Source organism: Halobaculum sp. D14, assembly GCF_051195135.1.
Taxonomy (GTDB): domain Archaea; phylum Halobacteriota; class Halobacteria; order Halobacteriales; family Haloferacaceae; genus JBNTKA01.
Genome location: NZ_JBNTKA010000001.1, coordinates 1059186 through 1082944 on the forward strand (window position 1 = coordinate 1059186; position 23759 = coordinate 1082944).

Sequence of the window (23759 nt, forward strand, 5' to 3'; positions counted from 1 at the left end):
GGGATTCAACCATGACTGGGTTCTCAGCGCGCGTAGAGCGCATCTCTATCAGCGGGATTCGGGAGGTGTTCGAGGCGGCCGGCGAGGACGCCATCAACCTCGGCCTCGGCCAGCCGGACTTCCCGACGCCCGAGCACGTCCGCGACGCCGCCGTCGACGCCGTCGAGTCCGGCGTCGTCGACGGCTACACGTCGAACAAGGGCACCGAGTCGCTCCGGGAGGCCATCGCCGCGAAACACGAACGCGACCAGGGCGTCGCCGTCGACGCCGGCGACGTCATCGCCACCGCCGGCGGGAGCGAGGCGCTCCACGTCGCCATCGAGGCGCACGTCGACGCCGGCGACGAGGTCATCTTCCCCGACCCTGGGTTCGTCTCGTACGACGCGCTCACAAAACTCGCCGGCGGCGACCCGACGCCGGTGCCGCTCCGCGACGACCTGACGCTCGACCCCGAGACCGTCGAAGAGCACATCACCGACGACACGGCGGCGTTCGTCGTGAACTCGCCGGCGAACCCGACGGGCGCCGTCGCCTCCGAGGACGACGTCCGCGAGTTCGCCCGCATCGCCGACGAACACGACGTGCTGTGCATCTCCGACGAGGTGTACGAACACTTCGTGTTCGACGGCGCGCACCACTCGCCGATGGAGTACGCGGAGTCCGACAACGTCGTCGTCGTGAACGCCTGCTCGAAGGCGTACTCGATGACCGGCTGGCGGCTCGGCTGGGTCACCGGGTCGACCGAGCGCGTCGACCGGATGCTCCGCGTCCACCAGTACGCGCAGGCGTGCGCGTCGGCGCCGTCGCAGTACGCCGCTGAGGCCGCGCTCACCGGGCCGCAGGGCGTCGTCGACGAGATGCGCGACAGCTACGAGCGCCGCCGCGACCTCGTGCTCGACGGCCTCGCGGACGCCGGCCTGGAGTGCCCGACGCCGCAGGGCGCCTTCTACGCGATGCCGAAGGTGCCCGACGGCTTCGTCGACGAGTGCATCGACCGCGGCGTCGTCGTCGTCCCCGGCGAGGCGTTCGGCGAACACGGCGAAGGCTACGCCCGGCTGTCGTACGCCACCGACGAGGAGAGCCTCGACGACGCCCTCGAAATCATGGCCGAAGCCGCCGACGCCGTCCGCTGACGCTGCCGTACGCTGACGCTGCCGTCCGCTGACGCCGCCGCCGGCGACGCATCCAGTATGGGCCGTCGGCAACGCATCCAGCACTATCGGCCGGCGACACTGCCGGGGCGAACATTTGTGTGTCCTCGGCGGCGTCGTTCCGGTATGTCCCCGTCGCTGCAGTCGCTCACGTCGGCCTGGCGCGGCGCGACGACCTTCGAGTCGTCGCTGGTGCATCTGCTCGTCGTCCTCGTCGCCGCCGCGGTCGGCGCGGTCGTCTCGTGGCAGGTGAGTCAGCTCTGGACGCGGTGGTTCGGCTACTCCTCTGCGCTCACCATCGGCGTCACAATCGTCGTCTTCTTCACCCTCTACGTCGGCCTGGGCGTCGTCGCTGCGGCGGTGCGTCGCCGGACGGAGCGCCGGGACTGACGGACGCCTACTGGAACATCCCGGTCTGCTCGGCGCGGGACTGCTGTTCGCCGCTCTGCTGGAGCTGCTGTGCGAGCCGCTTCCGCTGCTCCATGATCTCCTCTGCGCTCTCCACCAGCGGGTCCGTGTCGACGTCGACGCCGGCGACCGGGTTGATGCCGTCGCGGACGAGGACGTGCGCGCCCTCCGGGTCGGGGAACCGCGGCGTCGTCTCGACGATGAGCCCGCACGACCCGAGGCCGCGCTGGTGGGCGTCCGTGAGCAGCGCGCCCGCCGGACCCTGCACGGCGCCGTCCACCTCCGGCGCGTCGACGCCGGCGTCGTCGAGGCGGCCGCCGGCGCTGCCCGTGGCGACGCCGTACATGTCCGGCACCTCCGTCGATTCGCGTTCCGTCGGCAGGCCGCTCAGGTACAGCGGGGTCGCGCCGACCTCGGCCGCCCAGCCGTTCACGGCGTCCGCGACGTCGTCGGCGATTGCGGGCGGCACCGGCGCGTCGCCCGCCAGGACGACGACGTCGTCGACCTCGTCGACGTACAGTCGGAGCGGCGACGCCACCCCGCGGTCCCCCTCGGTGAACACCGCGGTCTGCGGAATCTCGTCGCCGGTCAGTTCGCCGTACTGCCGCGCGTCCAGCACGTCGCGGACGTGGTCGGCCGCGATTTTCCCGGCGAGCCCGATTCCGGGCAGCCCTTCGACGAGTATCGGGTCGTCGAGCGACGCGTCGCCTGCGGTCTCAACGGTAACCATGTCGGACGTGGTGGGCGCCGGCAGAAAAGGCGTGGTGGCCGCGCTCCCGGGTCTGCCGGCCGGGCTGCGCCGCCGCACCGCGGTTCGGACGCGCCGCCGGCGTTTTCACGGGATTTTTGCGGCTGCGGGTCGTCCAGTCGCCGGTATGGTTCGCGAGGAGGACCGTGCGGTGGCCCCGCCGCCCCGAGGCGACGTCTCGGCGTTCGCCGAGTTGCTGCGTCGCCGCCGGGACTCCTTCGACCCCGACGACGACACCGCGGCCGACGCGATACGGTTCGGCGTCGCGCCGCTCGTCCACGCGTACGTCCGGTGCTGCCGCGTCGACGCGGAGCTCTCGCCGGTCGAGCGGTCGCTGCTGGAGGGGACGCTGAACGACTGGCTCCGGGCGTACGCCGAGAGCCGCGGCCTCCCGGCGTTCGACGGAACCGCCTTTTCGATTCACGAAATCGCGATGGAGTACGCCGACTGCCGCGACGTCGCCGCCGCGGTGTCGCGGCTGTTCCGCGCGAGCGACGCCGCGACCGCCCCTGACGCCGGCGGCGACGGACCGAGCAGCGGCGGCCGGGACGGCGTCGCCAGCGGCGGCCGGCCAGCCGGCGACTCCCGCGACGCCGGACGGCGGCGCTGAACGGGGCGGCGTCGAACGCCGACGCTGAACGTGGTTCGGGTGCGCGGCGCCGAGCCGAGTCGGGCGGTGTAACCGAAAGCGGCTTTTCACCGGCTCGGGAAGGGCCGGTATGATTTCGGTCGCGCTCGCGGGCAAGCCGAACGCCGGCAAGTCCACGTTCTACAAGGCGGCGACGATGGCGGACGTGGACGTCGGGAACTACCCGTTCACGACCATCGACCCGAACCGCGGCGTGACGCACGTCCGCACCGACTGCCCCTGTCTCGACCGCGCGGAGCGCTGCGGCAACGAGAACTGCCACGACGGCAAGCGCTACGTCCCGGTGGAGCTGGTCGACGTCGCCGGGCTCGTCCCGGGCGCCCACGAGGGCCGCGGACTCGGCAACCAGTTCCTCGACGCGCTGACGAACGCCGACGTCATCCTCCAGGTCGTCGACGCCGCCGGCGCCACCAACGCCGAGGGCGAGCCGGTGGAGGTCGGCGCGTACGACCCCGTCGAGGAGGTCGACTTCGTCGAAAACGAGATGGACCAGTGGCTCGCCGGCATCGTCGACCGGAACTGGGAGTCAATCGAGCGGAAGTCGCGCTCGCCGGAGTTCGACATCGACGACGCGCTCACCGAACTGCTCACCGGGTTCGGCGCCACCGAACACGACGTCGCCGCCGTGCTCCGCGACGTGGAGTACCCGGCCGACCCGATGCAGTGGACCGACGAGCACCGCGAGACGCTCGCGCGGAAGATTCGCGCCCGCACCAAGCCGATCGTGCTCGTCGCGAACAAAGCCGACATCGCGCCCGAGGAGAACATCGAGCGGCTCCGCGAGACGGACAAGCCCGTCGTCCCGGCGTCCGCCGACGGCGAACTCGCGCTCCGGAACGCCGTCGAGGCCGGCGTCGTGGACTACGACCCCGGCGACGGCGAGTTCGCCGTCACCGGCGACGTCTCCGGCGCCCAAAAGCAGGGGCTCGACCAGCTCGCGTCGCTCCTCGACCGGTTCGGCGGCACCGGCGTCCAGCAGAGCCTGAACGAGGCCGTCTACGGCCTGCTCGACCGAATCACCGCCTACCCGGTGCAGAACGAATCCAAGTGGACCGACGCACAGGGGAACGTCCTCCCGGACGCCTTCTTGCTGCCGCGCGGCAGCGGCCCGAAGGACCTCGCGTACGCCGTCCACACCGACATCGGCGACGGCTACCTGCACGCCGTCGACGCCCGCGCGGACCGCCGCATCGGCGAGGACACCGAACTCGAAGAGGGCGACGTCGTCAAAATCGTCTCCACCGCGAACTGACGCCGAACGGCTCGGCGAGACGCCACGCTTTTCAAGACGCCCCGAGCGTCCACCCGTATGTCTGAGGAGTCCGCCGCCGGCGACGCCGCCGGTGACGACGCAGAGGCCGCCGCCGGCGCCGACGACGCTTCCGCCGACGGCGCACCCGACGACGAACAGCGACCCGGCGGCGCCGGCGACCCGTCGGCCGACGACACGGTCCCGGAGGTCGAACTCGGGCTCTACCAGGTGTCCGTGCGCGTGAAAGGCGACGCGGACGACGACCTCGAATCCGTCGAGGAGACGGCGACGCGGCTCGTCGACCACCTCGTCGACCGCGCGGAAGCGCTCGAAGAAGAGCCGGACAAACGCGGGCTCGGCTGAGCCGCGCGGCCGCTCAGACGATGTCGCCGACGCGGCGCGGTTCGCCCGACAGCGACGGGGACTCCTCGACGATCTGGAGCACTTCGTGGTCGGTGACGTCCACGTACTGTTTCTCGGTCGCGTCCTCGATGAGCGACTTCTCCAGCCGGAACTCCGTTCCCTCGTAGACGACGTCGACGCCGGTTTCGTCGAACGACAGCGCAGTCATACCCGACCCAACGGCGTCGACACTGATAAACCCGAAGTTCGGCGCCCGGAGCCAGACGGCGGCGTCCGCGTCGGAGACCCGGCCGTCGGCGCGGCGTCAGTCGTCGCCGTGGCCGGCCGCCTGCGGGAACGTCGCGCGGTGGAGCCGGTCGACGACTTCGTCGGCGAGCGCGCGGAGGTTCGCGGCGTCGTCGCGGTTGTACGACACCAGCGTCTCCAGGGCGTCCTCGTCGCCGTCCTGGTACTGGTGCCACAGCCGGACCGCGTCGCGGCCGGTGATGTCCGGGCCGTCGCGGTCGACGCCGACCGCCTTTTCGATGGGCTTCAGGCCGCCGGTCAGGTCGAGCGTCCGGCACGGATACATCAGGTCGAGGTGCGGCGTCGTCACGTCGACGTCGAAACTGGTCTCGAGGAACGGCGCGTCGAACCGCTTGCCGTTGAACGACACGAGCAGGTCGGCGGCGGCGAACTCCTCGCGGAGCGCGTCGGCGGTGAGGTCGCGGCCCTGGACGAGCGTCGACGTCTCGCCGGCGCGGTGGAACGACACCGTCGTCACGTCGTCGCGCTCCTGGGACAGCCCGGTCGTCTCGATGTCGAAAAAGCACGCGGACTCCCGGAAGTCCTCGTAGAGCCGCCAGCGCTCCCCGCTCGGGAACCGCCGGTCGAAGAACGCCGAGTCGCCGTCGTCGAGCCGCTCGGTGGCCTCGTCGATGTACGACTCGATGCGCGACGCCGTGGTCGCGCCGACGCCCGGGGCGCGGTCCTGCCGGAACTCGCCCCACTCGGTGACGCCGTTCTCCCACATCCGCCGCTCTGTCGTCTCGCCGACGCCGTCGACCGGAATGAAGCTGTTGTGGATTCGCATGGCCTGCTGTGTTCGAGTCGACGCTCCCACCTGCGGGAGCGCCGCGAAGACAGTGACACTCAGGCCGCAGTCGGTCTAAAGGGTTCGGATACCCGGCCGCGTCCGGCCAATTCACGGCCGCGGCGCACGGTTGCCGCGTCCGGCCAATTCACGGCCGCGGCGCACGGTTGCCGCGTCCGGCCAATTCACGGCCGTGGCGCAGCGTCGCCGCGTCCGGTACACACTTGCCCGCCCGGGCGGATGCCGGAGGTATGGACGCACACGTCTCGCCGTCGCGGGTCGCCGGCCGGGCACGGGCGCCGCCGTCGAAGAGCTACACGCACCGCGCGATTCTCGCCGCCGGCTACGGCGACGGCACCGTCGTCCGGGACCCGCTCGACTCCGCCGACCCGCACGCGACCGGCCGCGCGGTCGAGGCCTTCGGCGGCGCCGTCGACTGGGCGGACGACGGCCGAACCGTGACGGTCGACGGCTTCGGCGGCCGCCCGGAGACGCCGAGCGACGTCGTCGACTGCGGGAACTCGGGGACGACGATTCGGCTGGTGACCGCGGCGGCGGGGCTCGCTGACGGCCTCGTCGTGTTCACCGGCGACGAGTCCCTGCGGTCGCGGCCGCACGGCCCGCTGCTCGAGGCGGTGACGTCGCTCGGCGGCCGCGCGGAGTCGACGCGGCGGAACGGCCAGGCGCCGCTCGTCGTCGGCGACGCGATGACCGGCGGCGACGTGTCGATTCCGGGCGACGTCTCCTCGCAGTTCGTGACGGCGCTGCTGATGGCGGGCGCCGTCACCGACGACGGCGTCACCGTCGACCTCGAAACCGAACTGAAGTCCGCGCCGTACGTCGAAATAACGCAGGAAGTCATGGCCGACTTCGGCGTGGAGACCGAGCGGACCGACACCGGATTCCGCGTGCCGGGCGGCCAGCGGTACCGCGCCGACGAGTACGAGGTGCCCGGCGACTTCTCGTCGATGTCGTACCTGCTCGCCGCCGGCGCCGTCGCCGCCGCGGACGGCGCCGACGTGACCGTCGAGGGCGCGCGGCCGAGCGCGCAGGGCGACTCGGCCATCGTCGACGTGCTCGAGCGGATGGGCGCCGACGTCGACTGGGACCGCGACGTCGGCGAAATCACGGTGTCGCGGTCCGCGCTCAGCGGCGTCGACGTCGACGTCGGCGACACCCCCGACTTGCTGCCGACAATCGCCGTGCTCGGCGCCGTCGCCGACGGCGACACCCGCATCCTGAACGCCGAGCACGTCCGGTACAAGGAGACCGACCGGGTCGCCGCGATGGCCGAGGAGCTCACGGCGATGGGCGCCGCCGTCACCGAGGAACGCGACGCGCTCGTCGTCCACGGCGACGACTCGGAGCTGCGCGGCGCCACCGTCGACGGCCGCGGCGACCACCGGCTCGTGATGGCGCTCGCCGTCGCCGCGCTCGTCGCCGACGGCGACACCACCGTCCGCGGCGCCGAACACGTCGACGTCTCCTTCCCCGGCTTCTTCGACGCGTTCGCCGACCTCGGTGCCGACGTCGAACTGGACGACTGACGCGCACCCGCGTTCCGCCCGTCCGGCCCGCTCCGCCGAGCCACCCCGTTCTGCCGCGCCCGTCACCGTTTTCGCCGCGTGGCCGCACCTCCCTGCATGAACACCGCTCCGTTCACCTTCGACTACCAGCCGGGCGCGCTCCACTACGGCCGCGGCTGCGTCGCCGACGTCGGCGACGCGCTCGCAGACCGCGGGCTCTCCCGCGCGCTCGTCGTCACGGGGTCGAACGTCGCCGGCAACGACGAACTGATGGGCGCCGTCGACGACGGCCTCGGCGACGCGCTCGTCGAAGTGTTCGCGGGGACGACGCCCGACAAGCGCGTCCGGGAAGCGGTGCGCGTCGCCGACCGCGCGGACGACGTCGACGCGGACGTCCTCGTGCCGGTCGGCGGCGGGTCGAGCCTGGACGTCGCGACCGTCGCGTCGGTGCTGCGCGCCCGCGGCGCCGACCTCGACGACGTCCGCGCGGAGGTCCGTGACACCGGCGGCATCGCGCTCCCGGACGACCGCGGCGCGCTGACGCCGACCGCGCCGGTCCCGACGACGCTCGCCGGCGCCGACCTCTCCGTCATCGCCGGCATCACCGTCGACCTCGGGGACGACGTGGTGTCGACCGGCGTCGGCGGCGCCGAACTGATGCCGGCGTCGCTGTGGTACGACCCGGCGCTGTTCGAGACGACCCCCGAATCCGTGCTGGCGGGGTCGGCGATGAACGGCTTCGACAAGGCGCTCGAATCGCTGTACTCGCGCCACCGAACCGTCGTCACGGACGCCACCGCAGAACACGCCGTGAACTACCTCGTGGACGGGCTTCCGGACATGTTCGACTCCGCGCGTGCGATGGACCGCGCGGTCGCCGGCGTCGTGCTCGCCCAGTACGGCATCTCCCGCCCCGGACACATGACCATCAATGTCGTCCACGCGTTCGGTCACGGCCTCCGCGACGCCTTCGGCGTCCAGCAGGGCCTCGCGCACGCGGCGGTCGCACCGACCGTCGTCCGCGACCTGCTGGACTCCGATGCGGACACCGACCGGCTACTCGCGGCGTTCGACGTCGACGAGGCGGCCGACGCGGTCGCCGAAATCGAGCGGGTCCGCGACGAACTCGGCCTCCCGGGTCGCCTCCGGGACGTCGACGGCGTCACCGAAGACGGCCTCGCCGACGCGGCCGCCGCGACGGCCGACGACTCGCTCCTCGACAACGCCCCGGACGGCTACGCGCTCGACGCCGACGCGGCTCTCGCCCTGCTGAGACAGGCTTGGTAGCGACTGGAGTGACTGGGGCGACGGAAGCGACCAGGCTGAGCCGTGTCGGCGGAACCCCGCGGAACGCGCCCGGGGTTGACGAACGCCTTTGAGGGTCCGTCTCCAAGCGCGGTCATGGCGAGTGACTCCCCGCGGCCGACCGACGCGATTCCGGGCCCGGACGGCCTCCCGGTCGTCGGCTCCTTCCTCGACGTGCAGCGCGACTCGTTCGGGTTCCGCGAGCGCGTCGCGCGCGAGCACGGCGGCGTCGCCCGGTTCGACGTGCTCGGCCGGGACGTCGTGCTGCTCACCGACCCCGAGGTCATCGAGCAGGTGCTGGTCCAGGAGAACCAGCGGTACGTCAAGGGCGACCTGTTCCAACAGCAGCTCCGCCCGGTGCTCGGAAACGGCCTGCTGACTAGCGAAGGGGAGTTCTGGCGGCGGCAGCGCCACCTCATCCAGCCGGCGTTCACCCCGGACCGCATCGCCGACTACGCCGACATGATGCGCCAGCGCACCGACGCCGCGACCGCGCGCTGGCACGACGGCGAAGTCCGAGACGTCCACGGCGACATGATGCGGCTCACGCTCGACATCGTCGCGCGGGCGCTGATGGGCGTCGACATCGCGGCGAAAACCGAGGCGATCGGCGGCGCGCTCGACGACGTCATGGCCGCCGCCGCCGGCTCCGTCTTCGACGCGCTGCCGGAGCGGGTGTGGACGCCGAGGCGGCAGTCGGTCGACGAGGCGGTGGCGACGCTCGACCGCGTCGTCGGCGAAATCGTCGCGGAGAAACGAGACGACCCCGGCGACGACGTCGTGACGGCGCTCCTCGACGCCGAGGACGACGCCGGCGACGGCATGAGCGACGAGCAGGTGCGCGACGAGGTGAAGACGCTGCTGCTCGCGGGCCACGAGACGACGGCGCTGTCGCTCACCTTCACGTTCCACCTGCTTGGCCGCCACCCGCAGGTCGAAGCCTGCATCCGCGAGGAGCTCGACGACGTGCTCGGTGGCGACGCGCCGACGTTCGGCAGCGTCACCGACCTCGACTACCTCGACAAGGTCGTCACCGAGTCGATGCGGATTCTCCCGCCGGTCCACGGCATCCTCCGGGAGCCGACCGAGGACGTCGTTCTCGGCGGCTACCGTGTCCCCGCGGGAACCCCGCTGTCCATCAGCCAGTGGGTCGTCCACCGCGACCCGGACATCTACGACGACCCGCTGGCGTTCCGGCCCGAACGCTGGACCGACGAGTTCGAGGAGTCGCTGCCGCGGCTCGGCTACTTCCCGTTCGCCGCCGGGCCGCGCCGCTGCATCGGCGACCGATTCGCGCTGCTTGAGGCGAAGCTCGTCCTCGCCCGCATCCTGCAGCGCCACCACCTCGAACTGCTGTCGCCGGAGGAACTCGACCTGCAGGCCAGCATCACTTCCCGGCCCTCGTCGCCCGTCCGGATGCGGATTCACGACCGCGCCGACTGAGCCGGCGAGCGGCGACCGGCAAGGCCGCCCGCGTCGGTGGCGCGGTTCCCGCCACCTTCACCGGACTTTATACTCGCCAGCCCGGAGGTGGCCGCATGAACGGAAACGAGTTCGGCCGGCTCTTCCGAGTCACCACCTACGGCGAGAGCCACGGCGACGCGATGGGCTGTACGGTGTCCGGCGTTCCGGCGGGCGTCGAACTGTCCGAGGAACTGATTCAGCGAGAACTCGACCGGCGGAAGCCCGGGCAGTCCATGATCACGACCAGCCGCGGCGAACCGGACGAAGTCGTCATCAACTCCGGCATCCAGGACGGCTACACCACCGGGACGCCGCTCGGCATGGTGATTCAGAACAAAGACGCGCGCTCCGGCAAGTACGAGCCGTTCGTCACGGCCCCGCGGCCGAGCCACGGCGACTTCACCTACTCCGCGAAGTTCGGCACCCGGAACTGGGGCGGCGGCGGCCGGTCGTCCGCCCGCGAAACCGTGAACTGGGTCGCCGCCGGCGCCGTCGCCAAGGCGGTGCTCGATCAGAGCGACCACGACGTCCAGATCAAAGCGCACGTCAACCAGATCGGCGACATCGAGGCGCCGCCCGTCACGTTCGACGACCTGCTCGAACACACCGAGGAGAACGAGGTCCGCTGTGCACACCCGGAGACCGCAGAGCGGATGCGCGACCTGATCGACGAGTACCAGCAGGCCGGCGACTCCATCGGCGGCGCCGTCGAGTTCGAAGCCCGCGGCGTCCCGCGCGGCCTCGGCGCCCCCCGGTTCGACTCGGTGCCCGCGCGGCTCGGCCGCGCACTCATGGCGGTTCCGGCGACCACCGCCTTCGAGTTCGGCCTCGGACGCGACGCCCGCGAAGTCACCGGCCACGACCGAAACGAGAACTGGGAGTTCGACGACGGCGACCACCCCGAAACCGTCAGCGATGAAGGCGACCCCGTCCCGGTCGGCAACGACCACGGCGGCCTCCAAGGCGGCATCACGACCGGCGAACCAATCTACGGCGAACTCACCTTCCACGCGCCGACGTCGATCCCGAAAGAGCAGACCACCGTCGACTGGGAAACCGGGGAGGAAAAGCAGATTCAGGTCGTCGGCCGCCACGACCCGGTGCTCCCGCCGCGAGCAGTCCCCGTCGTCGAAGCCATGCTGTACTGCACTGTGCTCGACTTCATGCTCCTCGGCGGCCGCATCAACCCCGACCGGCTCGACGACCGCCCCGGCGAATACGACACCGACTACCACCCCAGCAGTCCGGAGAACGAGTAAGCGCCGACCCGGCCGAACAACGACAACGATTACGCCGACCGATTTTCCACGAACGAACGGATGTCCGCAGCCGACGTGCCGTCTATCGGGTCTCGTCCCCGCCGAAACGCCGGAAGCGTCTCGACGCCTGTACTCTCCCCGAACTGCTTGTCGGCGAACGCCTGATTCCGGCGGCGCCGCGCTTTCGCGGCCGCAACGACGTCCGCCCCGTCCGCACCCACGTCCGTCGCCAGCTCTGCCACCGCGTCGAGCGAGTAGTCACCGTCGAGATTCACGAGCGCCTCATGAAATGCCCACGCCGACCGCCGGTCTGTCTGGGCGCGCACCTCGAACAACGCACTCGGGAGCATCACCGACCACCGCGTCACCGGTTTCGGGTACATCAGCAGCGTCAGCCTGAGTTGACCACTCTCGATGAGATCAGTGAGTTTTGGATACTCCTCCCGCCACCAGACGAGCGACGGCTCGTGAGCGTAATCGAAAAACGCGATGACGAGCGTCCCACCACCACGATACGTCTGTTGTACCATGGGATACGGCGTTCGTGTTCCTCGATACCCGAACGTCTCTGTTTTATCGACAGTCGTGTAGGGCTCGGAGCCGCTTGACGACTCTTTGGTGCTGAACAGCCCGAGACAACCAGTAAGACCCGCCGTAGCTCCTGCCCCGCAGACAGCGAGTAGTCGCCGACGAGATGGGGAAGGGTGGTCACCGCTACGATCACTCACGCTAGTCTGTTGCTGTGGTTCCATCATGGTGATTAGAAGCTTCCGCAGAAATCCATCGTGATGTACGTCCGCCGGTCCTCTGTGACGTAGATTCCAATTCCGACCGTCGTGAGATCTGGCTGGAGCATCACCTCGTTGTGCTCCGCTGAACCCATGAACGTGTACAGAATCTCTCTCGCCATGTCCTCTTCCGTCTTCTTCCCATCCATCTTCCAGAACGTCGCCTGGATGTTTTCCCCGCCGTAGTAACAGTCGTAGTTGTGATCCTCCAAGCGCGAACGATAATTCTGTCCTTCAGGGTTCGTGTGGTCGAAGTAATCGTTCGTCGCCATGTCGAACGAATGCTGACGCGCGATGCGGGACAACCGGGGATCCACGACAAGCGGATTCAAATCGTCTAAACGACGATACCTGTTCAGACGTTGTGTTAGGTCCTGTTCGATCTTTGTGACATTCACGTCGTCTCTCGTTGTCTTGTTTTCGAGAGCCTCTGGGGTATCCACCGAGGAGGGGGGTTGTCCGTGGGCAAATCTCGCAGAGAGGTTCTCAGGTGTGCCGTCCAGCGGAGTTGCGACTTCACTGTGCATCGCTGGTGTCCTATTTGATGACCCTATGGCACCCAAACAACCGGAGCTCAGGAGTATGACGGCCAATCCAAATATGGGGAGTAACCGGGTGCCTGAGTCGTCCTGCAGGACGCCTGTTTTGAAGGAAACGTCCTCTACTGTCCGGGGAGACGAATTACTTTTGTCCATGAATCTTGGGGAGGTGCCTGGCGAGCGAAAGACCCGTCAGGGCGTTAGAATCTATTCATACTCCATCTAATATAAGTTTACTTAGATAGACAAAGAAAAACGAATCAGCACTTCACGTGGTCGAAATGGCTCTCATCCGTGCCGCATTTCACTTCGACGATTCTGAGAGACCCTGGGAGGTAGCTACCGTCTGCCGGACGTTTGAGTGAATGTTGTGTCGACGGCCCACCGAACGGCCGCTCCCACAACCAGTAATTCCGACTGGCAGTCTCAGCATACTCGGTAACGAGCACCGTCTGTTTGACGCTCTTCTCGTACCTGTTGAGCCAGACAGTATCAGTGTGTTTGACTTCGCGGTGATATCGATAATCTACGTCATGTTCGGTCCAGCCGTTGTGTTCGTGGCCAGTGTACCAGACCTCTGTATAGTGGTTCCAAGCCGTACAAACCGGCCGGGGTGACCTGAATCGCGAAGCGTCCATCGCCCAACTTCGGCAAGATGTCCGTTTCGTCTTTTCGTGACGCGTCGGCCGGTGGGTGTGTCCGTCGCCGTGGACGATTCGTTGGGACCGAGTTTCTCCCGTTGACTCCCATCCAGGTATCCCGAACTGAGCCTCAACCCATTTATACTCATCTTCGTAGGACACGACGGTCTTCTGATCCACACGTGACTCCGAAAGCGTCCAGAGATCACCACTACCGTCCGGATCCATCCGTGCGGTTTCGAACCTTTTCCGTGTCATCTGCTTAGAGTATGTACGATTTTCTACCCAATCATCGCCGACAAACCGCGGAATTCGTCTATGAGTCTCAACTGTTAGCGTTTCACCTGTGAGATACTGTTCACTATGGTCAATCCGGACTTTGCTCCAGTCTTTCCCTTCTGGGGGTGATGAGGAGATGATTCTCTGAGTCGTCCCCGACCTCATTTCATACCAATATTCTCGGTAGCTTTGCGGAGTGACGTCCACCAAAATCCGCTGAAACGCGTATCCTGGGCCTTCTTGGTAGGATGTTAGTAGAACCGTGTACTCGCCGCCTTTTGCGAACTCGTGTTGGAACTCCAGGATATTCGGGCTACCTTGAGATTGGATCATTTCACCGTCGCCGAATTCGACGCGGAAGTGCTGGAGTGACCAGACTCGGAAGTCAACCCATCCTGGGTTAACACTAAGCCGATCTCCTCCAGTTGCGGTTTCCCCAGTAGCCGATATTGCGTTAAACGTGACGTTCGTCCCAGATACGACGGAGCGGACGCGGCTCACCCACCGTTCAGTCGTTCGGTTACCGTCTGTGTCTATTGCTGTGACCTCGACGGACCTCGTTATCGGTCCTCCCTCCGCGCCGAGAAACTGGTGCTGAATGGAGGTCGATTTCGTCCCGTTGAATCGACCGAGGTTCTGGGTAATCGTCGTGCTGTCGTTGATTTCCCAGACCGCTCGTACCAGCTTATCTTCTCCGTGTTTAATGTCCGCACTGAAGGAGTACGTGCCCAGCTGTATCGTGTCACTTTGACTGTCTTGTTTTGGATCGTCGATGATATAGGCTGCTCTGAAATCGGAGATCACGGGAACAGTGTGCCACCTTTCCGGTTTGTACTGCGTCATAACGCCGGTGCGCTTCAGCACTGTCGTCCGTTCGCCTTCGTCGTCGATGACGGTTGCAGACACCTGGACGGTGCCGCCGAGGCCGCCGTCGATTCTGACGTTGTTGGTGAACGGCGAGTAGTCTCGTTCGAGTTGGGATTGGCTCGGGTTCCAGACGACGGTGAGTTCGCCGCCGTCGGGGTCGCGGGCGGTCAGGCCGTACCGGTGGACGGTTCCGTTCTGTGCGGTGTCGGGGCCGGTGAGCGTCGCGATAGGTGGGCCGTCCTGGTACACTTCGACGGTCGTCGCGGCTTCGGCGGTTGCGCCTTCGTCGTCCGTGACGACGCCGCGAAGCGTTCGGGTGCCGGGTGTGTCGAACGTCCGTTTGAGGACCGCGGTTCCGTGGGTGGGTGCGGTCCATTCTGCGTTTACGATTGTTCCGTCGGTGTCGGCGCCGTGGAGGATGAACGTCGCGGTGTCGCCGGCGGCGACGCGTGCTGGTCCGGTGATCGAGGCGGTCGGCGGGCTGTTCGGCTGGTCGCCGTCGGCGGGGGCGACTTCGGTGCGGACGGAGACCTGTTTCTGTATCGTCGTCGTCGCTCCGTCGTCGTCGGTGACGGTGACCGATATCGTGAGGCTGCTGCCGGCGGGGGCGTCGATGGTTCGGCGGACAGTTCGGCTCTGTGCGCCGTCGGACCAGGCGTAGCTGACGACGGAGCCGTCCGGGTCGTACGCGTCGACGCTGAAGGTGGCTTCTCGGTTCGGCCTGACCGTATTCGGGCCGTCGATGGTTCCGGTCGGGGGCTGGTTTTCCGCGGTGTCGTTCGGCTCTCGTGTGTCTCCGGTGGCTGATTCGGCGACGTCGACGTAGAGCGTGTCGCGCCGCGTTGCGCCGTGGTCGTCGGTCGCGGTGAGCGTGACTTCGTATCGGCCGACTTGCTGCGGCGTGAAACTGGTCTGTTCGGCGGACGGGTCGGTCGGCGTCGTCGTGGCTCCGGAGGGGGTTTCGATGACCCAGTTGAACGAGGCGAGTTCGCCGTCCGGGTCGATTGAGCCGCCGGCGTCGAGGAGGACTCGTTCGCCGACGGGGACGTCCCGGTCGAGTCCGGCGTCGACGAGCGGTGGTTCGTTGTGACCGTCGTGTGCGACGGCGACCGCGGTTTGGAGCGGACTGAGGACGACGAGGGCGACGAGTATTATCGGCACGAATCGCATGCTGACACACTCTGTCTCGGGTTCCTATATAAATATTAACTAGTTCGGGATAGGATTATCTTTGAATAGGAGAGAAATTGCCGTTGAAGGCCTCGTGGGTGAGAACCGAAGCAGCGCGGAGTTGCCCCGAAACCGACGCGGTTCGAGTCGCGCTGTCGGTGCTTCGAAGTGGGTAGTGACAGCCGCCGAGAACTGGGCCGTGAACCCGGACTGCTCCGCCCCGAACCTTCACGAAAGTTCCGTGAGAACCTATAGCAAGGTCTTTTACCGGGGCAGGACTACCTCCGGACACTAGGCCTTCTGGAGGGGCCAAGACCTACAATGTCAGAAGACGAACTCATCTGGCGAATCGCAGGCGGGTCCGGTGACGGGATCGCCTCGACGAGCCAGAACTTCGCGAAAGCCCTGATGCGTGCGGGGCTTCACGTATTCACGCATCGCCACTACCCGTCGCGCATCCGCGGCGGCCACACCTACGTGGAAGTACGCGCCTCCGCCGACCCCGTCAAGTCACGCGGCGACGGGTACAACTTCCTGCTGGCGCTCGGCGACTCGTTCGCCCGGAACCCGCAGGAGGGCGCCTACTACGGCAACGAGGAGATCAAGCCGCTGTCGGAGAACCTCGACGAACTCCGCGAAGGCGGCGTCATCATCTACGACGAGGGGCTCGTCGACACCGACGACATCCCGAACTTCGAAGAGCGCGTCGAGGAGAACAACTGGCACGTCTACCCGCTTGACCTGCGCACGCTCGCCCGCGAGAAGGGCCGCGAGGTCATGCGGAACACGGCCGGCGTCGGCGCCACCTGCGCCATCACGGGTATCGACCTCGAGTGGATCGAGGAGCTGATGGCCGACGCGATGCCGGAGAAGATTCTGGAGCCGAACGTCGAAATCCTCAACGAGGCGTACGAGCAGGTGTCCGAGGAGTACAACGTGGACGCCCCGGACATCTCCGTGCCGGAGGGCGAACACGACGAAAAGCAGCTGCTCATGTCCGGCTCAGACGCCATCGCCTACGGCGCCATCGACGAGGGCTGCCGGTTCATCGCCGGCTACCCGATGACGCCGTGGACCGAGGTGTTCACCATCATGAGCCAGAACCTCCCCGACCTCGGCGGCATCTCCGAGCAGGTGGAGGACGAAATCGCCGCGGCGGCGCTCGCCATCGGCGCCTCCCACACCGGCGTGAAGGCGATGAGCGGGTCGTCGGGCGGCGGATTCGCGCTGATGGGCGAGCCGCTCGGGCTCGCCGAGATGTCCGAGACGCCGCTCGTCCTCGTCGAAGCGATGCGTGCCGGTCCGTCGACCGGGATGCCGACGAAGCCCGAGCAGGCCGACCTGGAGCACGTCCTGTACAGTTCGCAGGGCGACTCCCACCGCGTCGTCCTCGCACCGGGGACGGTGCAGGAGGCGTACGACCACGCCCGGAAGGCGTTCGAACTCGCCTACAAGTACCAGATTCCGAGCATCGTCCTGTACGACCAGAAGCTCTCCGGCGAACTGACGAACGTGCCGGCGAGCCACTTCGACCGAGAGCCGAACCCGGACATCGGGAAGACGCTCACCGAGGACGAACTGGCGGAGCAGCCGCACACCGAGGACGGCAAGTTCCACCGGTTCCAGCACGACGTCGACGACGGCGTCTCCCCGCGCTCCGTGCCGGGGCAGAAAGGCGGCCGCTTCCTCGTCACCGGGAACGAACACAGCCCGGCCGGCCACATCAGCGAAGACCCCGACAACCGGGTCGCGCAGGTGAACCGCCGGTTCGAGAAGATGGACGCCATCCGCGCGGACCTGGACGGCGACTCGCTGCTGACGCCGCACGGCCCCGACGAGGCGGAGTACGGCATCCTCACCTTCGGCTCCCAGCAGGGGACCGTCGAGGAGGCCGTCGACCGGCTCAACGACCGCGGCCACTCCGTGAAGCAGCTGACCGTCGGCGAACTCGCGCCGTACCCGGTGGACGCCGTCGAGGCGTTCGTCGAGTCCGTCGACGAGGTGCTCGTCGTCGAGATGAACGCCTCCGCGCAGTTCCGCGGGCTGACGCAGAAGGAACTGGGCCGGTACGGCGAAAAGCTCTCCTCGCTGCTGAAGTACAACGGGAACCCGTTCGAACCCGAGGAGGTCGTCGAGGGCTTCGTCACGAGCATCGTCGAGGACGGGGAGCTCCCCGGCCACGAAACCAAGTTCGTCCCCGCGGCAGGTGACTAACAATGAGCGCATTCAACGCAATCGGTGAGGAACGTGAAATCGACCGCGACGAGTTCACGCCGAGCGTCGAACCCCAGCCGACCTGGTGTCCGGGGTGCGGCGACTTCGGCGTGCTCAAGGCCCTGAAGGGCGCGATGCCCGAAGCCGGCCGGACGCCCGAGGAGACGCTCCTCGTCACCGGCATCGGCTGTTCGGGCAAACTGAACAGCTACTTCGACAGCTACGGGTTCCACACCATCCACGGCCGGTCGCTTCCCGTGGCCCGTGCGGCGAAGCTGGCGAACCCCGGCCTCGAAGTCGTCGCCGCCGGCGGCGACGGCGACGGCTACGGCATCGGCGGGAACCACTTCATGCACACCGCCCGGGAGAACCACGACATGACCTACATCGTGTTCAACAACGAGATTTTCGGGCTGACGAAGGGGCAGACGTCCCCGACGAGCCCGAAGGGTCACAAGTCGAAGACGCAGCCGCACGGGTCGGCGAAGACGCCGATTCGGCCGCTGTCGCTGTCGCTGACGTCCGGCGCGTCGTTCGTCGCGCGGACCGCCGCGGTGAATCCGAACCAGGCGAAGGACATCATCCGGCAGGCGATGGAGCACGACGGCTTCGCGCACATCGACTTCCTGACGCAGTGTCCGACGTGGAACAAGGACGCGAAGCAGTACGTCCCGTACACGGACATCAACGAGTCCGACGACTACGACTTCGACCCGACGAACCGCGCTGACGCCCAGGAGCTGATGCGCGAGACCGAGGACAAACTGTACGAGGGCGAGGTGCTCACCGGCGTCTACTACAGAGACGAGGACCGGCCGTCCTACCAGGAGGAGAAGCGGAACCTCGGCGAGATGCCGGAGGAGCCGCTCGCGGAGCGCTACTTCGACGACGACTACGAGTGGGAGCGCTCGTACGACCAGTTCATCGACAAGCACAAGTAGCGACGTCGGCCGTCCGGCCGACGGGCGACGATTTTCGGTGCTGCAGGCACCAACAACACCGCAGTCGCCGTGTTTTCGATGGTGTCGACGGACGTGAAACAACCGTTTTCGCTTCGCAAGGTATTTTTTCCGGGACGCAAAAGAGTAGTGTACATGAGTGCACCCTCGACGGCCGACCGCATCCTCGAAGCGCTCGAGGAGGATGCGCAGGCCTCCTACGCCGAAATTGCGGACCGCGCCGGCGTCTCGAAGCCGACCGTGCGGAAGTACATCAACCAACTCGAAGACGACGGCGTCATCGTCGGCTACTCCGCCGACGTCGACCCGAAGAAGCTGTCCGGGCGGACCATCGCGCTGGTCGGCATCGACGTCGACAGCGAACGCTACGTCGAGGCGACCCGGGAGCTGAAGGACATCGACGCCGTCGAGGCGCTGTTCACCTCGTCAGGCGACCACATGTTCATGGCGGAGGTGTCGGCGGCCGACGGCGACGAACTCGGCCGCATCATCTCGGAGGAGATCGGCGAAATCGACGGCGTGACCGCGGCGCACCCGTCGGTGCTGCAGGAGCGTCTGAAGTAACACCACCTCGGCCGTCGAGCCCGGCGGCGCGCCGCGGCGCCGTCACGTCCGCTGATTTTCGGTTCGCCTGTTCCGTTTCTCTCCGGGCGGCGACGCCGGGAACTGTTCGTGACCGGCGACACCGCCGTTCGCCGCCGGCGACGTCAGACGGCGGGATTCGCCGAGTCGGCGTCAACGTCAGCGTCAGCGCCGTTGGGGCCGCCTCGGTCAGCGTCGTCGCCGCGGATGCTCCGGTAAAACGCCACGGAGAACGTCAGGAACAGCGCGCTGAACAGCGTCGTGAGCACGACGTACGCCGCCGCGCCGACGACCGCGACTGCCGGCGTCGCCTCGGGAAGCGGCAGGCCGTTCGGGAGGTCCGGGGAGAGAAGCAGCGACGCGGCGCCGCCGACGACGCCGAACACGCCGCCGAGCACGCCGACGAAGACCGTGTACAGCGCGACCTGCCAGAGGTTCGCGCGGACCGTTGCGACGCTGCGTTTCAGCCCGTCGACGCCGCCGACGTCGTCGACGACGATGGCCTGCCCGTAGAACTGGATGAACGCCAGGACGACGAGGTAGGCGAGTCCGAACACGCCGCCGGCGACCGCGACGACGACCAGCACCGTGGTTCCGGCGCCGCCGCCGAGGCCGGCGAGCAGCGCGACCATCCCGAGCACGAACAGCGCGCCGCCGACCACGAGGTTCCCGGCGAACACGAGCAGATACGCGACGAGGATGTCGACGTAGTGGCTGACGCCGGCGCCGTGGAACGTCGACAGGCTCGTCGGGCCGTCGAGCGCCTCGTCGGCCATCCCGATGAGGCCGCCCTGCACGTACGGCACCGCGACGACGTAGACGACGGTGAACAGAAGCGACACCGCGACGCTGGCTAGCGGTCCCGCCCACTGCGCGAGCAGTTGGGGGAGCTGGACGAGCGCGAGCAGCCCGGTCACGGCGAAGATGACCGGGTTTCGACCGAGTGCACCGACGGCTGCACGGAGGGAGCTTCGGAGGGCCATATCGGCCCATTCCTTTCAGGCGTCCTAACCGTTTCGATGGGCGCGGCGAGCGCGTCCGCCGCACGAACCGCGCCGAAGCACGAGTTCCGTCCACTTTCACCGCGGGAGGCGAACCTTAAGCATCGGCGAGCGCCTACGGTCGCGCATGGAGGAGACGCTTCCCGGCGCGCCGACGGCGGAGGACGGGGAGCGCGTGGTGCTGCACGTCGACATGGACTGTTTTTACGCGTCCTGCGAGCGGCTCCGCGACCCGTCGCTGCGCGGCGAACCGGTCGTCGTCGGCATGGGGTACGAGGCGGGCGAGACGGTCGGTGCGGTCGCGACGGCGAGCTACGAGGCGCGCGAGTACGGCGTCGAGTCGGCGCAGGCCATCTCGGCCGCGCTCGACCGGCTGCCGCGGATGGCGGCGGCGGACGCCGACGACCCGGACGCCCCCGACCCGGCGGACGCCGGCTACTACCGCCCGGTCGACATGGAGTTCTACAAGTCGGTCGCCGCCGACGTCAAGGAGATTCTGCACGACTGCGCCGACACGGTCCGGGAGGTCAGCGTCGACGAGGCGTACCTCGACGTCACCGACCGGACGTCGTGGGACCGCGCGCCCGACGGCGACCGGACGCTCGCGGAGGGGTTCGCGCGGTACGTCAAACAGCGCATCGGCCGCGAGGTGGGCGCGCCGGCGAGCGTCGGCGTCGCGCCGAACATGGCGACCGCGAAGGTCGCCTCCGACCACGACAAGCCGGACGGCCTCACCGTCGTCGAACCCGGCGACGCCGCCGACTTCCTCGCGCCGCTTCCCGTCGACGACATCCACGGCGTCGGCCCGGTGACGGCGCGCGAACTCGCGTCGATGGGCATCGAAACCGCCGGCGACCTCGCGGACGCCGACACGTCGGCGCTGGTCGACCGGTTCGGCGAGCGGGGCCGCGAGTTCTCCGAGCGCGCCCGCGGCAGCGACGACCGCGAGGTGACGCCGACCGGCCGACCCAAGTCGCTGTCGCGGGAGTCCGCGTTCGCCGCCGAAACCGAGGACGTCGAGCGGAAACGCGAGGTCGTTCAGGCGCTCGCCGCCGACGTCGCCGAGCGCGCGCGGAGCCGCGACGCCATGTACCGGACCATCGGAATCAAGGCCGTGCTGCCGCCGTTCGACGTGAACACGCGCGCCGAGTCGCTCTCCGGCCCCGTCGACGACCCCGAACTGGTCGAGGAGGTCGCACTCGACCTGCTCGCCGAGTTCCACGACGACCCCGTCAGGAAACTCGGCGTCCGCGTCTCGAACCTCTCGTTCGACGCCGGCGAACAGGCGACGCTCGTCGGCTACGAGGACGCCGCCACGGAACATCCACGAGACGGCGACGACGGGCCGAGCACCGACCGCGACGGCGACAGCGACCGCGGCGGCGCCGGCAACCGTGATGGCGACGACAACGGCGACGCGGAATCCGCGGACTCCGGCGACGCGGACGACGCCGACGGAGGCGCGGGGCGTCGTCGCCGACGCGGCCAGGTGGACCTCGGCGACTTCGAGTGACTGCGCTCCGGCGGTCGGGGCGAGCGGCGGACGTCCGTCAGACGCCGAGGGTGGGACTTATGCCGGCCGCGGCGCCAGATACGGCTAATGAGCGAGGAGACCATCACGGTCGCGGACGTGAGCGACGGCCCCGGCGGGGAGTCGGACCTCGCAGCCGGGACGCCCATCTCCCTGCCGGTGGTCGAACTCCTCACCGGCCGAGGGTTCATCACGGGCAAGAGCGGCAGCGGGAAGTCGAACACGGCGTCGGTCGTCATCGAGAACCTGCTGTCGAACAACTTCCCGGTGTTCATCGTCGACTCCGACGGCGAGTACTACGGGCTGAAAGAGGAGTTCGAAATCCTGCACGCCGGCGCCGACGAGGAGTGCGACATCCAGGTCTCCGAGGAGCACGCCGGGAAACTGGCGAGTCTCACGCTCGAACAGAACGTCCCCATCATCCTCGACGTCTCCGGCTACCTCGACGAGGACGAGGCGTCGAACATCATCAAGGAGACCGCGCGGCAGCTGTTCGCGAAGGAGAAGAAGCTGAAGAAGCCGTTCTTGATGCTCATCGAGGAGTGTCACGAGTACATCCCGGAGGGCGCCGGCATGGACCAGACCGGGAAGACGCTCATCAAGATCGGGAAGCGCGGCCGGAAACACGGCCTCGGCATCGTCGGCATCAGCCAGCGCCCCGCCGACGTCAAGAAGGACTTCATCACGCAGTGCGACTGGCTCTGCTGGCACCGGCTCACCTGGGACAACGACACCAAGGTGGTGTCGCGAATCCTCGGGTCGGAGTACGGCGACGCCATCGAGGACATGGGCGACGGCGAGGCGTTCCTCATCACCGACTGGACCGAGTCGATTCGGCGCGTCCAGTTCCACCGCAAACAGACGTTCGACGCCGGCGCGACCCCCGGTCTGGAGGACTTCGAGCGCCCGGACCTGAAGAGCGTCAGCGGCGACCTGGTCTCGGAGCTGCAGAACATCACGGACGAACAGGAGCGCCGCGAGTCCGAGCTCGCCGACCTACGGCAGGAGCTCGACAAGAAACAGCAGCGCATCCAGCAGCTCGAACGCGAACTGGAGGAGGCGAAGGACATGTCGGACATGGCGGACAAGTTCGCGCAGGCGCTGTTGCAGAAGTCGGAGGCGTCCTACCGCGGCGGCAGCGGACGCCACCCGAGCCGTGACGCCGCAGCGGTCGGCGCCGACGCCGACGCCGACGCAGTCGCGAACGGCGCGGCGGGCGGTCCCGGCGCGGCCGGCGCTCCGCGGCAGGTGACGGACGACCAGTCGGAACTCCACGACTACGAGGAGCGGGCCGCCGCGAACGGCGACGCCGCGACGGCCGCATCGGCGGCGACGAACGGCGACGGCAACGCCGCCGGCGGCGAGTCCGCGAGCACGCCCGCCGAGTCGGCCGACGGCCCGGACGACGCCGCCGACGACGCGGTCGCGGTGGCCGCGGCGGCCGCCACCGGCGGCGTCAGCGGGGCAGGCGCGACGGGCGGCGACACGGCCGGACAACGGGGCGACGGCGCCGCCGCGACGGCCGGGTCGAACGCCGGCGGCTCGTCCGCGGTCCCCGAGACGGACGGCGTCGACGTGTCGGGGCCGCGGTCGGACGGCTTCGACCAGGAGTCGGAACTCGCGTCGTTCACCGACGGCGCGGAGCTCCGCCACCGCGACGCCGTCGTCGAAGGGTTCGTCCGCGCCGTCGAGTCGATGGAGGACGTCACGCAGAACATGCTGGCGCACTACCGGCGGGCCGGCCGAGCGACGCCGACGGAGGCGCACCTCGCCGCCGGCGGCTCCGGCGACCGGCGGTACGCGTACAGCCGGAACAAGACGCTGCGGCGCGCCGGCGTCGTCGAACACCGGTCGTGCGGCGAGTACGGCTACGCGCTGCCGTCGCTTGTCAGGCTCGTGTACGGCGACAACGCCGACGAGCAGGAACTGGTCGAAGTCGTCGCGGAAATCGAGGCGCGCGCCGGCCTCGCCGAGCAGTGACCCGGGGCTGA

21 protein-coding genes are annotated in these 23759 nt (G+C 68.2%); 14 read left to right on the forward strand and 7 right to left on the reverse strand.

Annotation, left to right across the window (positions count from 1 at the left end):
- Positions 1 to 11: 11 nt before the first annotated feature.
- Positions 12 to 1133, forward strand: coding sequence for a pyridoxal phosphate-dependent aminotransferase (locus ACQUST_RS05470; RefSeq protein ID WP_435125923.1), 1122 nt, complete (start codon positions 12 to 14; stop codon positions 1131 to 1133).
- 144 nt (positions 1134 to 1277) lie between these two features.
- On the forward strand, positions 1278 to 1541 hold the full coding sequence (locus tag ACQUST_RS05475; RefSeq protein ID WP_435125926.1) for a hypothetical protein: 264 nt from the start codon (positions 1278 to 1280) through the stop codon (positions 1539 to 1541).
- A 7-nt stretch (positions 1542 to 1548) separates the two neighbouring features.
- On the opposite strand, the gene ACQUST_RS05480 is transcribed toward ACQUST_RS05475, so the two are convergent.
- Complete coding sequence (locus tag ACQUST_RS05480; RefSeq protein WP_435125928.1) at positions 1549 to 2289, reverse strand: proteasome assembly chaperone family protein; 741 nt, start codon at positions 2287 to 2289, stop codon at positions 1549 to 1551.
- Between the two features lie 145 nt (positions 2290 to 2434).
- On the opposite strand from ACQUST_RS05480, the gene ACQUST_RS05485 reads away from it, so the two are divergent.
- The 3 genes from ACQUST_RS05485 (at position 2435) to ACQUST_RS05495 (ending at position 4571) form a co-directional block, all read left to right on the forward strand.
- Complete coding sequence (locus ACQUST_RS05485; protein ID WP_435125931.1) at positions 2435 to 2917, forward strand: hypothetical protein; 483 nt, start codon at positions 2435 to 2437, stop codon at positions 2915 to 2917.
- Between the two features lie 109 nt (positions 2918 to 3026).
- The gene (locus ACQUST_RS05490) at positions 3027 to 4208 is read left to right on the forward strand and encodes a redox-regulated ATPase YchF (protein WP_435125933.1); all 1182 of its coding nucleotides are present in this window, start codon (positions 3027 to 3029) and stop codon (positions 4206 to 4208) included.
- 57 nt (positions 4209 to 4265) lie between these two features.
- A complete protein-coding gene (locus ACQUST_RS05495; RefSeq protein WP_435125936.1) occupies positions 4266 to 4571 on the forward strand; it encodes a hypothetical protein in 306 nt (101 codons plus the stop codon).
- Between the two features lie 13 nt (positions 4572 to 4584).
- Here ACQUST_RS05495 and ACQUST_RS05500 read toward each other — a convergent pair whose 3' ends face one another.
- Complete coding sequence (locus ACQUST_RS05500) at positions 4585 to 4779, reverse strand: DUF5800 family protein (RefSeq protein ID WP_435125938.1); 195 nt, start codon at positions 4777 to 4779, stop codon at positions 4585 to 4587.
- Between the two features lie 96 nt (positions 4780 to 4875).
- Positions 4876 to 5643, reverse strand: coding sequence for a ribonuclease H-like domain-containing protein (locus ACQUST_RS05505; RefSeq protein WP_435125940.1), 768 nt, complete (start codon positions 5641 to 5643; stop codon positions 4876 to 4878).
- Between the two features lie 251 nt (positions 5644 to 5894).
- Between ACQUST_RS05505 and aroA the strand changes: the two genes are divergently transcribed.
- The 4 genes from aroA (at position 5895) to aroC (ending at position 11197) form a co-directional block, all read left to right on the forward strand.
- Positions 5895 to 7190, forward strand: a complete 1296-nt coding sequence (gene aroA, locus ACQUST_RS05510) for a 3-phosphoshikimate 1-carboxyvinyltransferase (RefSeq protein WP_435125943.1) — start codon at positions 5895 to 5897, stop codon at positions 7188 to 7190.
- Positions 7191 to 7286: 96 nt separating this feature from the next.
- Positions 7287 to 8456: an iron-containing alcohol dehydrogenase family protein gene (locus ACQUST_RS05515; RefSeq protein ID WP_435125946.1), complete on the forward strand. Its 1170-nt coding sequence runs from the start codon at positions 7287 to 7289 to the stop codon at positions 8454 to 8456.
- Between the two features lie 114 nt (positions 8457 to 8570).
- Positions 8571 to 9917, forward strand: coding sequence for a cytochrome P450 (locus tag ACQUST_RS05520; RefSeq protein ID WP_435125949.1), 1347 nt, complete (start codon positions 8571 to 8573; stop codon positions 9915 to 9917).
- Between the two features lie 95 nt (positions 9918 to 10012).
- The gene (gene aroC / locus ACQUST_RS05525) at positions 10013 to 11197 is read left to right on the forward strand and encodes a chorismate synthase (protein ID WP_435125952.1); all 1185 of its coding nucleotides are present in this window, start codon (positions 10013 to 10015) and stop codon (positions 11195 to 11197) included.
- A 29-nt stretch (positions 11198 to 11226) separates the two neighbouring features.
- On the opposite strand, the gene ACQUST_RS05530 is transcribed toward aroC, so the two are convergent.
- The 3 genes from ACQUST_RS05530 to ACQUST_RS05540 form a co-directional block, all read right to left on the reverse strand.
- Positions 11227 to 11727: a hypothetical protein gene (locus tag ACQUST_RS05530; RefSeq protein ID WP_435125955.1), complete on the reverse strand. Its 501-nt coding sequence runs from the start codon at positions 11725 to 11727 to the stop codon at positions 11227 to 11229.
- A gap of 230 nt (positions 11728 to 11957) precedes the next feature.
- On the reverse strand, positions 11958 to 12512 hold the full coding sequence (locus ACQUST_RS05535) for a CAP domain-containing protein (protein WP_435125958.1): 555 nt from the start codon (positions 12510 to 12512) through the stop codon (positions 11958 to 11960).
- Positions 12513 to 12784: 272 nt separating this feature from the next.
- Positions 12785 to 15481: a PKD domain-containing protein gene (locus ACQUST_RS05540; protein WP_435125960.1), complete on the reverse strand. Its 2697-nt coding sequence runs from the start codon at positions 15479 to 15481 to the stop codon at positions 12785 to 12787.
- Between the two features lie 321 nt (positions 15482 to 15802).
- Between ACQUST_RS05540 and ACQUST_RS05545 the strand changes: the two genes are divergently transcribed.
- The 3 genes from ACQUST_RS05545 (at position 15803) to lrpA1 (ending at position 19218) form a co-directional block, all read left to right on the forward strand.
- Entirely contained in the window at positions 15803 to 17695 is a 1893-nt protein-coding gene (locus ACQUST_RS05545) for a 2-oxoacid:acceptor oxidoreductase subunit alpha (RefSeq protein ID WP_435125963.1), read from the forward strand.
- Between the two features lie 2 nt (positions 17696 to 17697).
- Positions 17698 to 18636, forward strand: a complete 939-nt coding sequence (locus ACQUST_RS05550; protein ID WP_435125966.1) for a thiamine pyrophosphate-dependent enzyme — start codon at positions 17698 to 17700, stop codon at positions 18634 to 18636.
- 153 nt (positions 18637 to 18789) lie between these two features.
- Positions 18790 to 19218 carry an HTH-type transcriptional regulator LrpA1 gene (lrpA1, locus tag ACQUST_RS05555; RefSeq protein WP_435125969.1) on the forward strand — a complete coding sequence of 143 codons (429 nt, stop codon included), beginning with the start codon at positions 18790 to 18792 and terminating at the stop codon, positions 19216 to 19218.
- A 143-nt stretch (positions 19219 to 19361) separates the two neighbouring features.
- Here the strand turns inward: lrpA1 and ACQUST_RS05560 are convergent, their stop codons facing one another.
- Positions 19362 to 20219, reverse strand: coding sequence for a hypothetical protein (locus ACQUST_RS05560; RefSeq protein ID WP_435125972.1), 858 nt, complete (start codon positions 20217 to 20219; stop codon positions 19362 to 19364).
- Positions 20220 to 20364: 145 nt separating this feature from the next.
- Here ACQUST_RS05560 and dinB point away from each other — a divergent pair, with 145 nt between their 5' ends.
- Complete coding sequence (gene dinB / locus ACQUST_RS05565; protein WP_435125974.1) at positions 20365 to 21750, forward strand: DNA polymerase IV; 1386 nt, start codon at positions 20365 to 20367, stop codon at positions 21748 to 21750.
- Between the two features lie 87 nt (positions 21751 to 21837).
- The gene (locus tag ACQUST_RS05570; RefSeq protein ID WP_435125977.1) at positions 21838 to 23748 is read left to right on the forward strand and encodes a helicase HerA domain-containing protein; all 1911 of its coding nucleotides are present in this window, start codon (positions 21838 to 21840) and stop codon (positions 23746 to 23748) included.
- Positions 23749 to 23759 lie beyond the last annotated feature (11 nt).

What these genes read in the sequence shown, in the direction of transcription:
- ACQUST_RS05530 (WP_435125955.1), bottom strand. Translation starts at nt 11,727, where the DNA reads ATGGTACAACAGACGTATCGTGGTGGTGGGACGCTCGTCATCGCGTTT.
- ACQUST_RS05490 (WP_435125933.1), top strand. Translation starts at nt 3,027, where the DNA reads ATGATTTCGGTCGCGCTCGCGGGCAAGCCGAACGCCGGCAAGTCCACG.
- ACQUST_RS05475 (WP_435125926.1), top strand. Translation starts at nt 1,278, where the DNA reads ATGTCCCCGTCGCTGCAGTCGCTCACGTCGGCCTGGCGCGGCGCGACG.
- ACQUST_RS05470 (WP_435125923.1), top strand. Translation starts at nt 12, where the DNA reads ATGACTGGGTTCTCAGCGCGCGTAGAGCGCATCTCTATCAGCGGGATT.
- ACQUST_RS05560 (WP_435125972.1), bottom strand. Translation starts at nt 20,219, where the DNA reads ATGGCCCTCCGAAGCTCCCTCCGTGCAGCCGTCGGTGCACTCGGTCGA.
- ACQUST_RS05495 (WP_435125936.1), top strand. Translation starts at nt 4,266, where the DNA reads ATGTCTGAGGAGTCCGCCGCCGGCGACGCCGCCGGTGACGACGCAGAG.
- ACQUST_RS05540 (WP_435125960.1), bottom strand. Translation starts at nt 15,481, where the DNA reads ATGCGATTCGTGCCGATAATACTCGTCGCCCTCGTCGTCCTCAGTCCG.
- ACQUST_RS05550 (WP_435125966.1), top strand. Translation starts at nt 17,698, where the DNA reads ATGAGCGCATTCAACGCAATCGGTGAGGAACGTGAAATCGACCGCGAC.
- ACQUST_RS05520 (WP_435125949.1), top strand. Translation starts at nt 8,571, where the DNA reads ATGGCGAGTGACTCCCCGCGGCCGACCGACGCGATTCCGGGCCCGGAC.
- lrpA1 (WP_435125969.1), top strand. Translation starts at nt 18,790, where the DNA reads ATGAGTGCACCCTCGACGGCCGACCGCATCCTCGAAGCGCTCGAGGAG.
- ACQUST_RS05570 (WP_435125977.1), top strand. Translation starts at nt 21,838, where the DNA reads ATGAGCGAGGAGACCATCACGGTCGCGGACGTGAGCGACGGCCCCGGC.
- dinB (WP_435125974.1), top strand. Translation starts at nt 20,365, where the DNA reads ATGGAGGAGACGCTTCCCGGCGCGCCGACGGCGGAGGACGGGGAGCGC.
- ACQUST_RS05545 (WP_435125963.1), top strand. Translation starts at nt 15,803, where the DNA reads ATGTCAGAAGACGAACTCATCTGGCGAATCGCAGGCGGGTCCGGTGAC.
- ACQUST_RS05500 (WP_435125938.1), bottom strand. Translation starts at nt 4,779, where the DNA reads ATGACTGCGCTGTCGTTCGACGAAACCGGCGTCGACGTCGTCTACGAG.
- aroA (WP_435125943.1), top strand. Translation starts at nt 5,895, where the DNA reads ATGGACGCACACGTCTCGCCGTCGCGGGTCGCCGGCCGGGCACGGGCG.
- aroC (WP_435125952.1), top strand. Translation starts at nt 10,013, where the DNA reads ATGAACGGAAACGAGTTCGGCCGGCTCTTCCGAGTCACCACCTACGGC.
- ACQUST_RS05515 (WP_435125946.1), top strand. Translation starts at nt 7,287, where the DNA reads ATGAACACCGCTCCGTTCACCTTCGACTACCAGCCGGGCGCGCTCCAC.
- ACQUST_RS05505 (WP_435125940.1), bottom strand. Translation starts at nt 5,643, where the DNA reads ATGCGAATCCACAACAGCTTCATTCCGGTCGACGGCGTCGGCGAGACG.
- ACQUST_RS05485 (WP_435125931.1), top strand. Translation starts at nt 2,435, where the DNA reads ATGGTTCGCGAGGAGGACCGTGCGGTGGCCCCGCCGCCCCGAGGCGAC.
- ACQUST_RS05535 (WP_435125958.1), bottom strand. Translation starts at nt 12,512, where the DNA reads ATGCACAGTGAAGTCGCAACTCCGCTGGACGGCACACCTGAGAACCTC.
- ACQUST_RS05480 (WP_435125928.1), bottom strand. Translation starts at nt 2,289, where the DNA reads ATGGTTACCGTTGAGACCGCAGGCGACGCGTCGCTCGACGACCCGATA.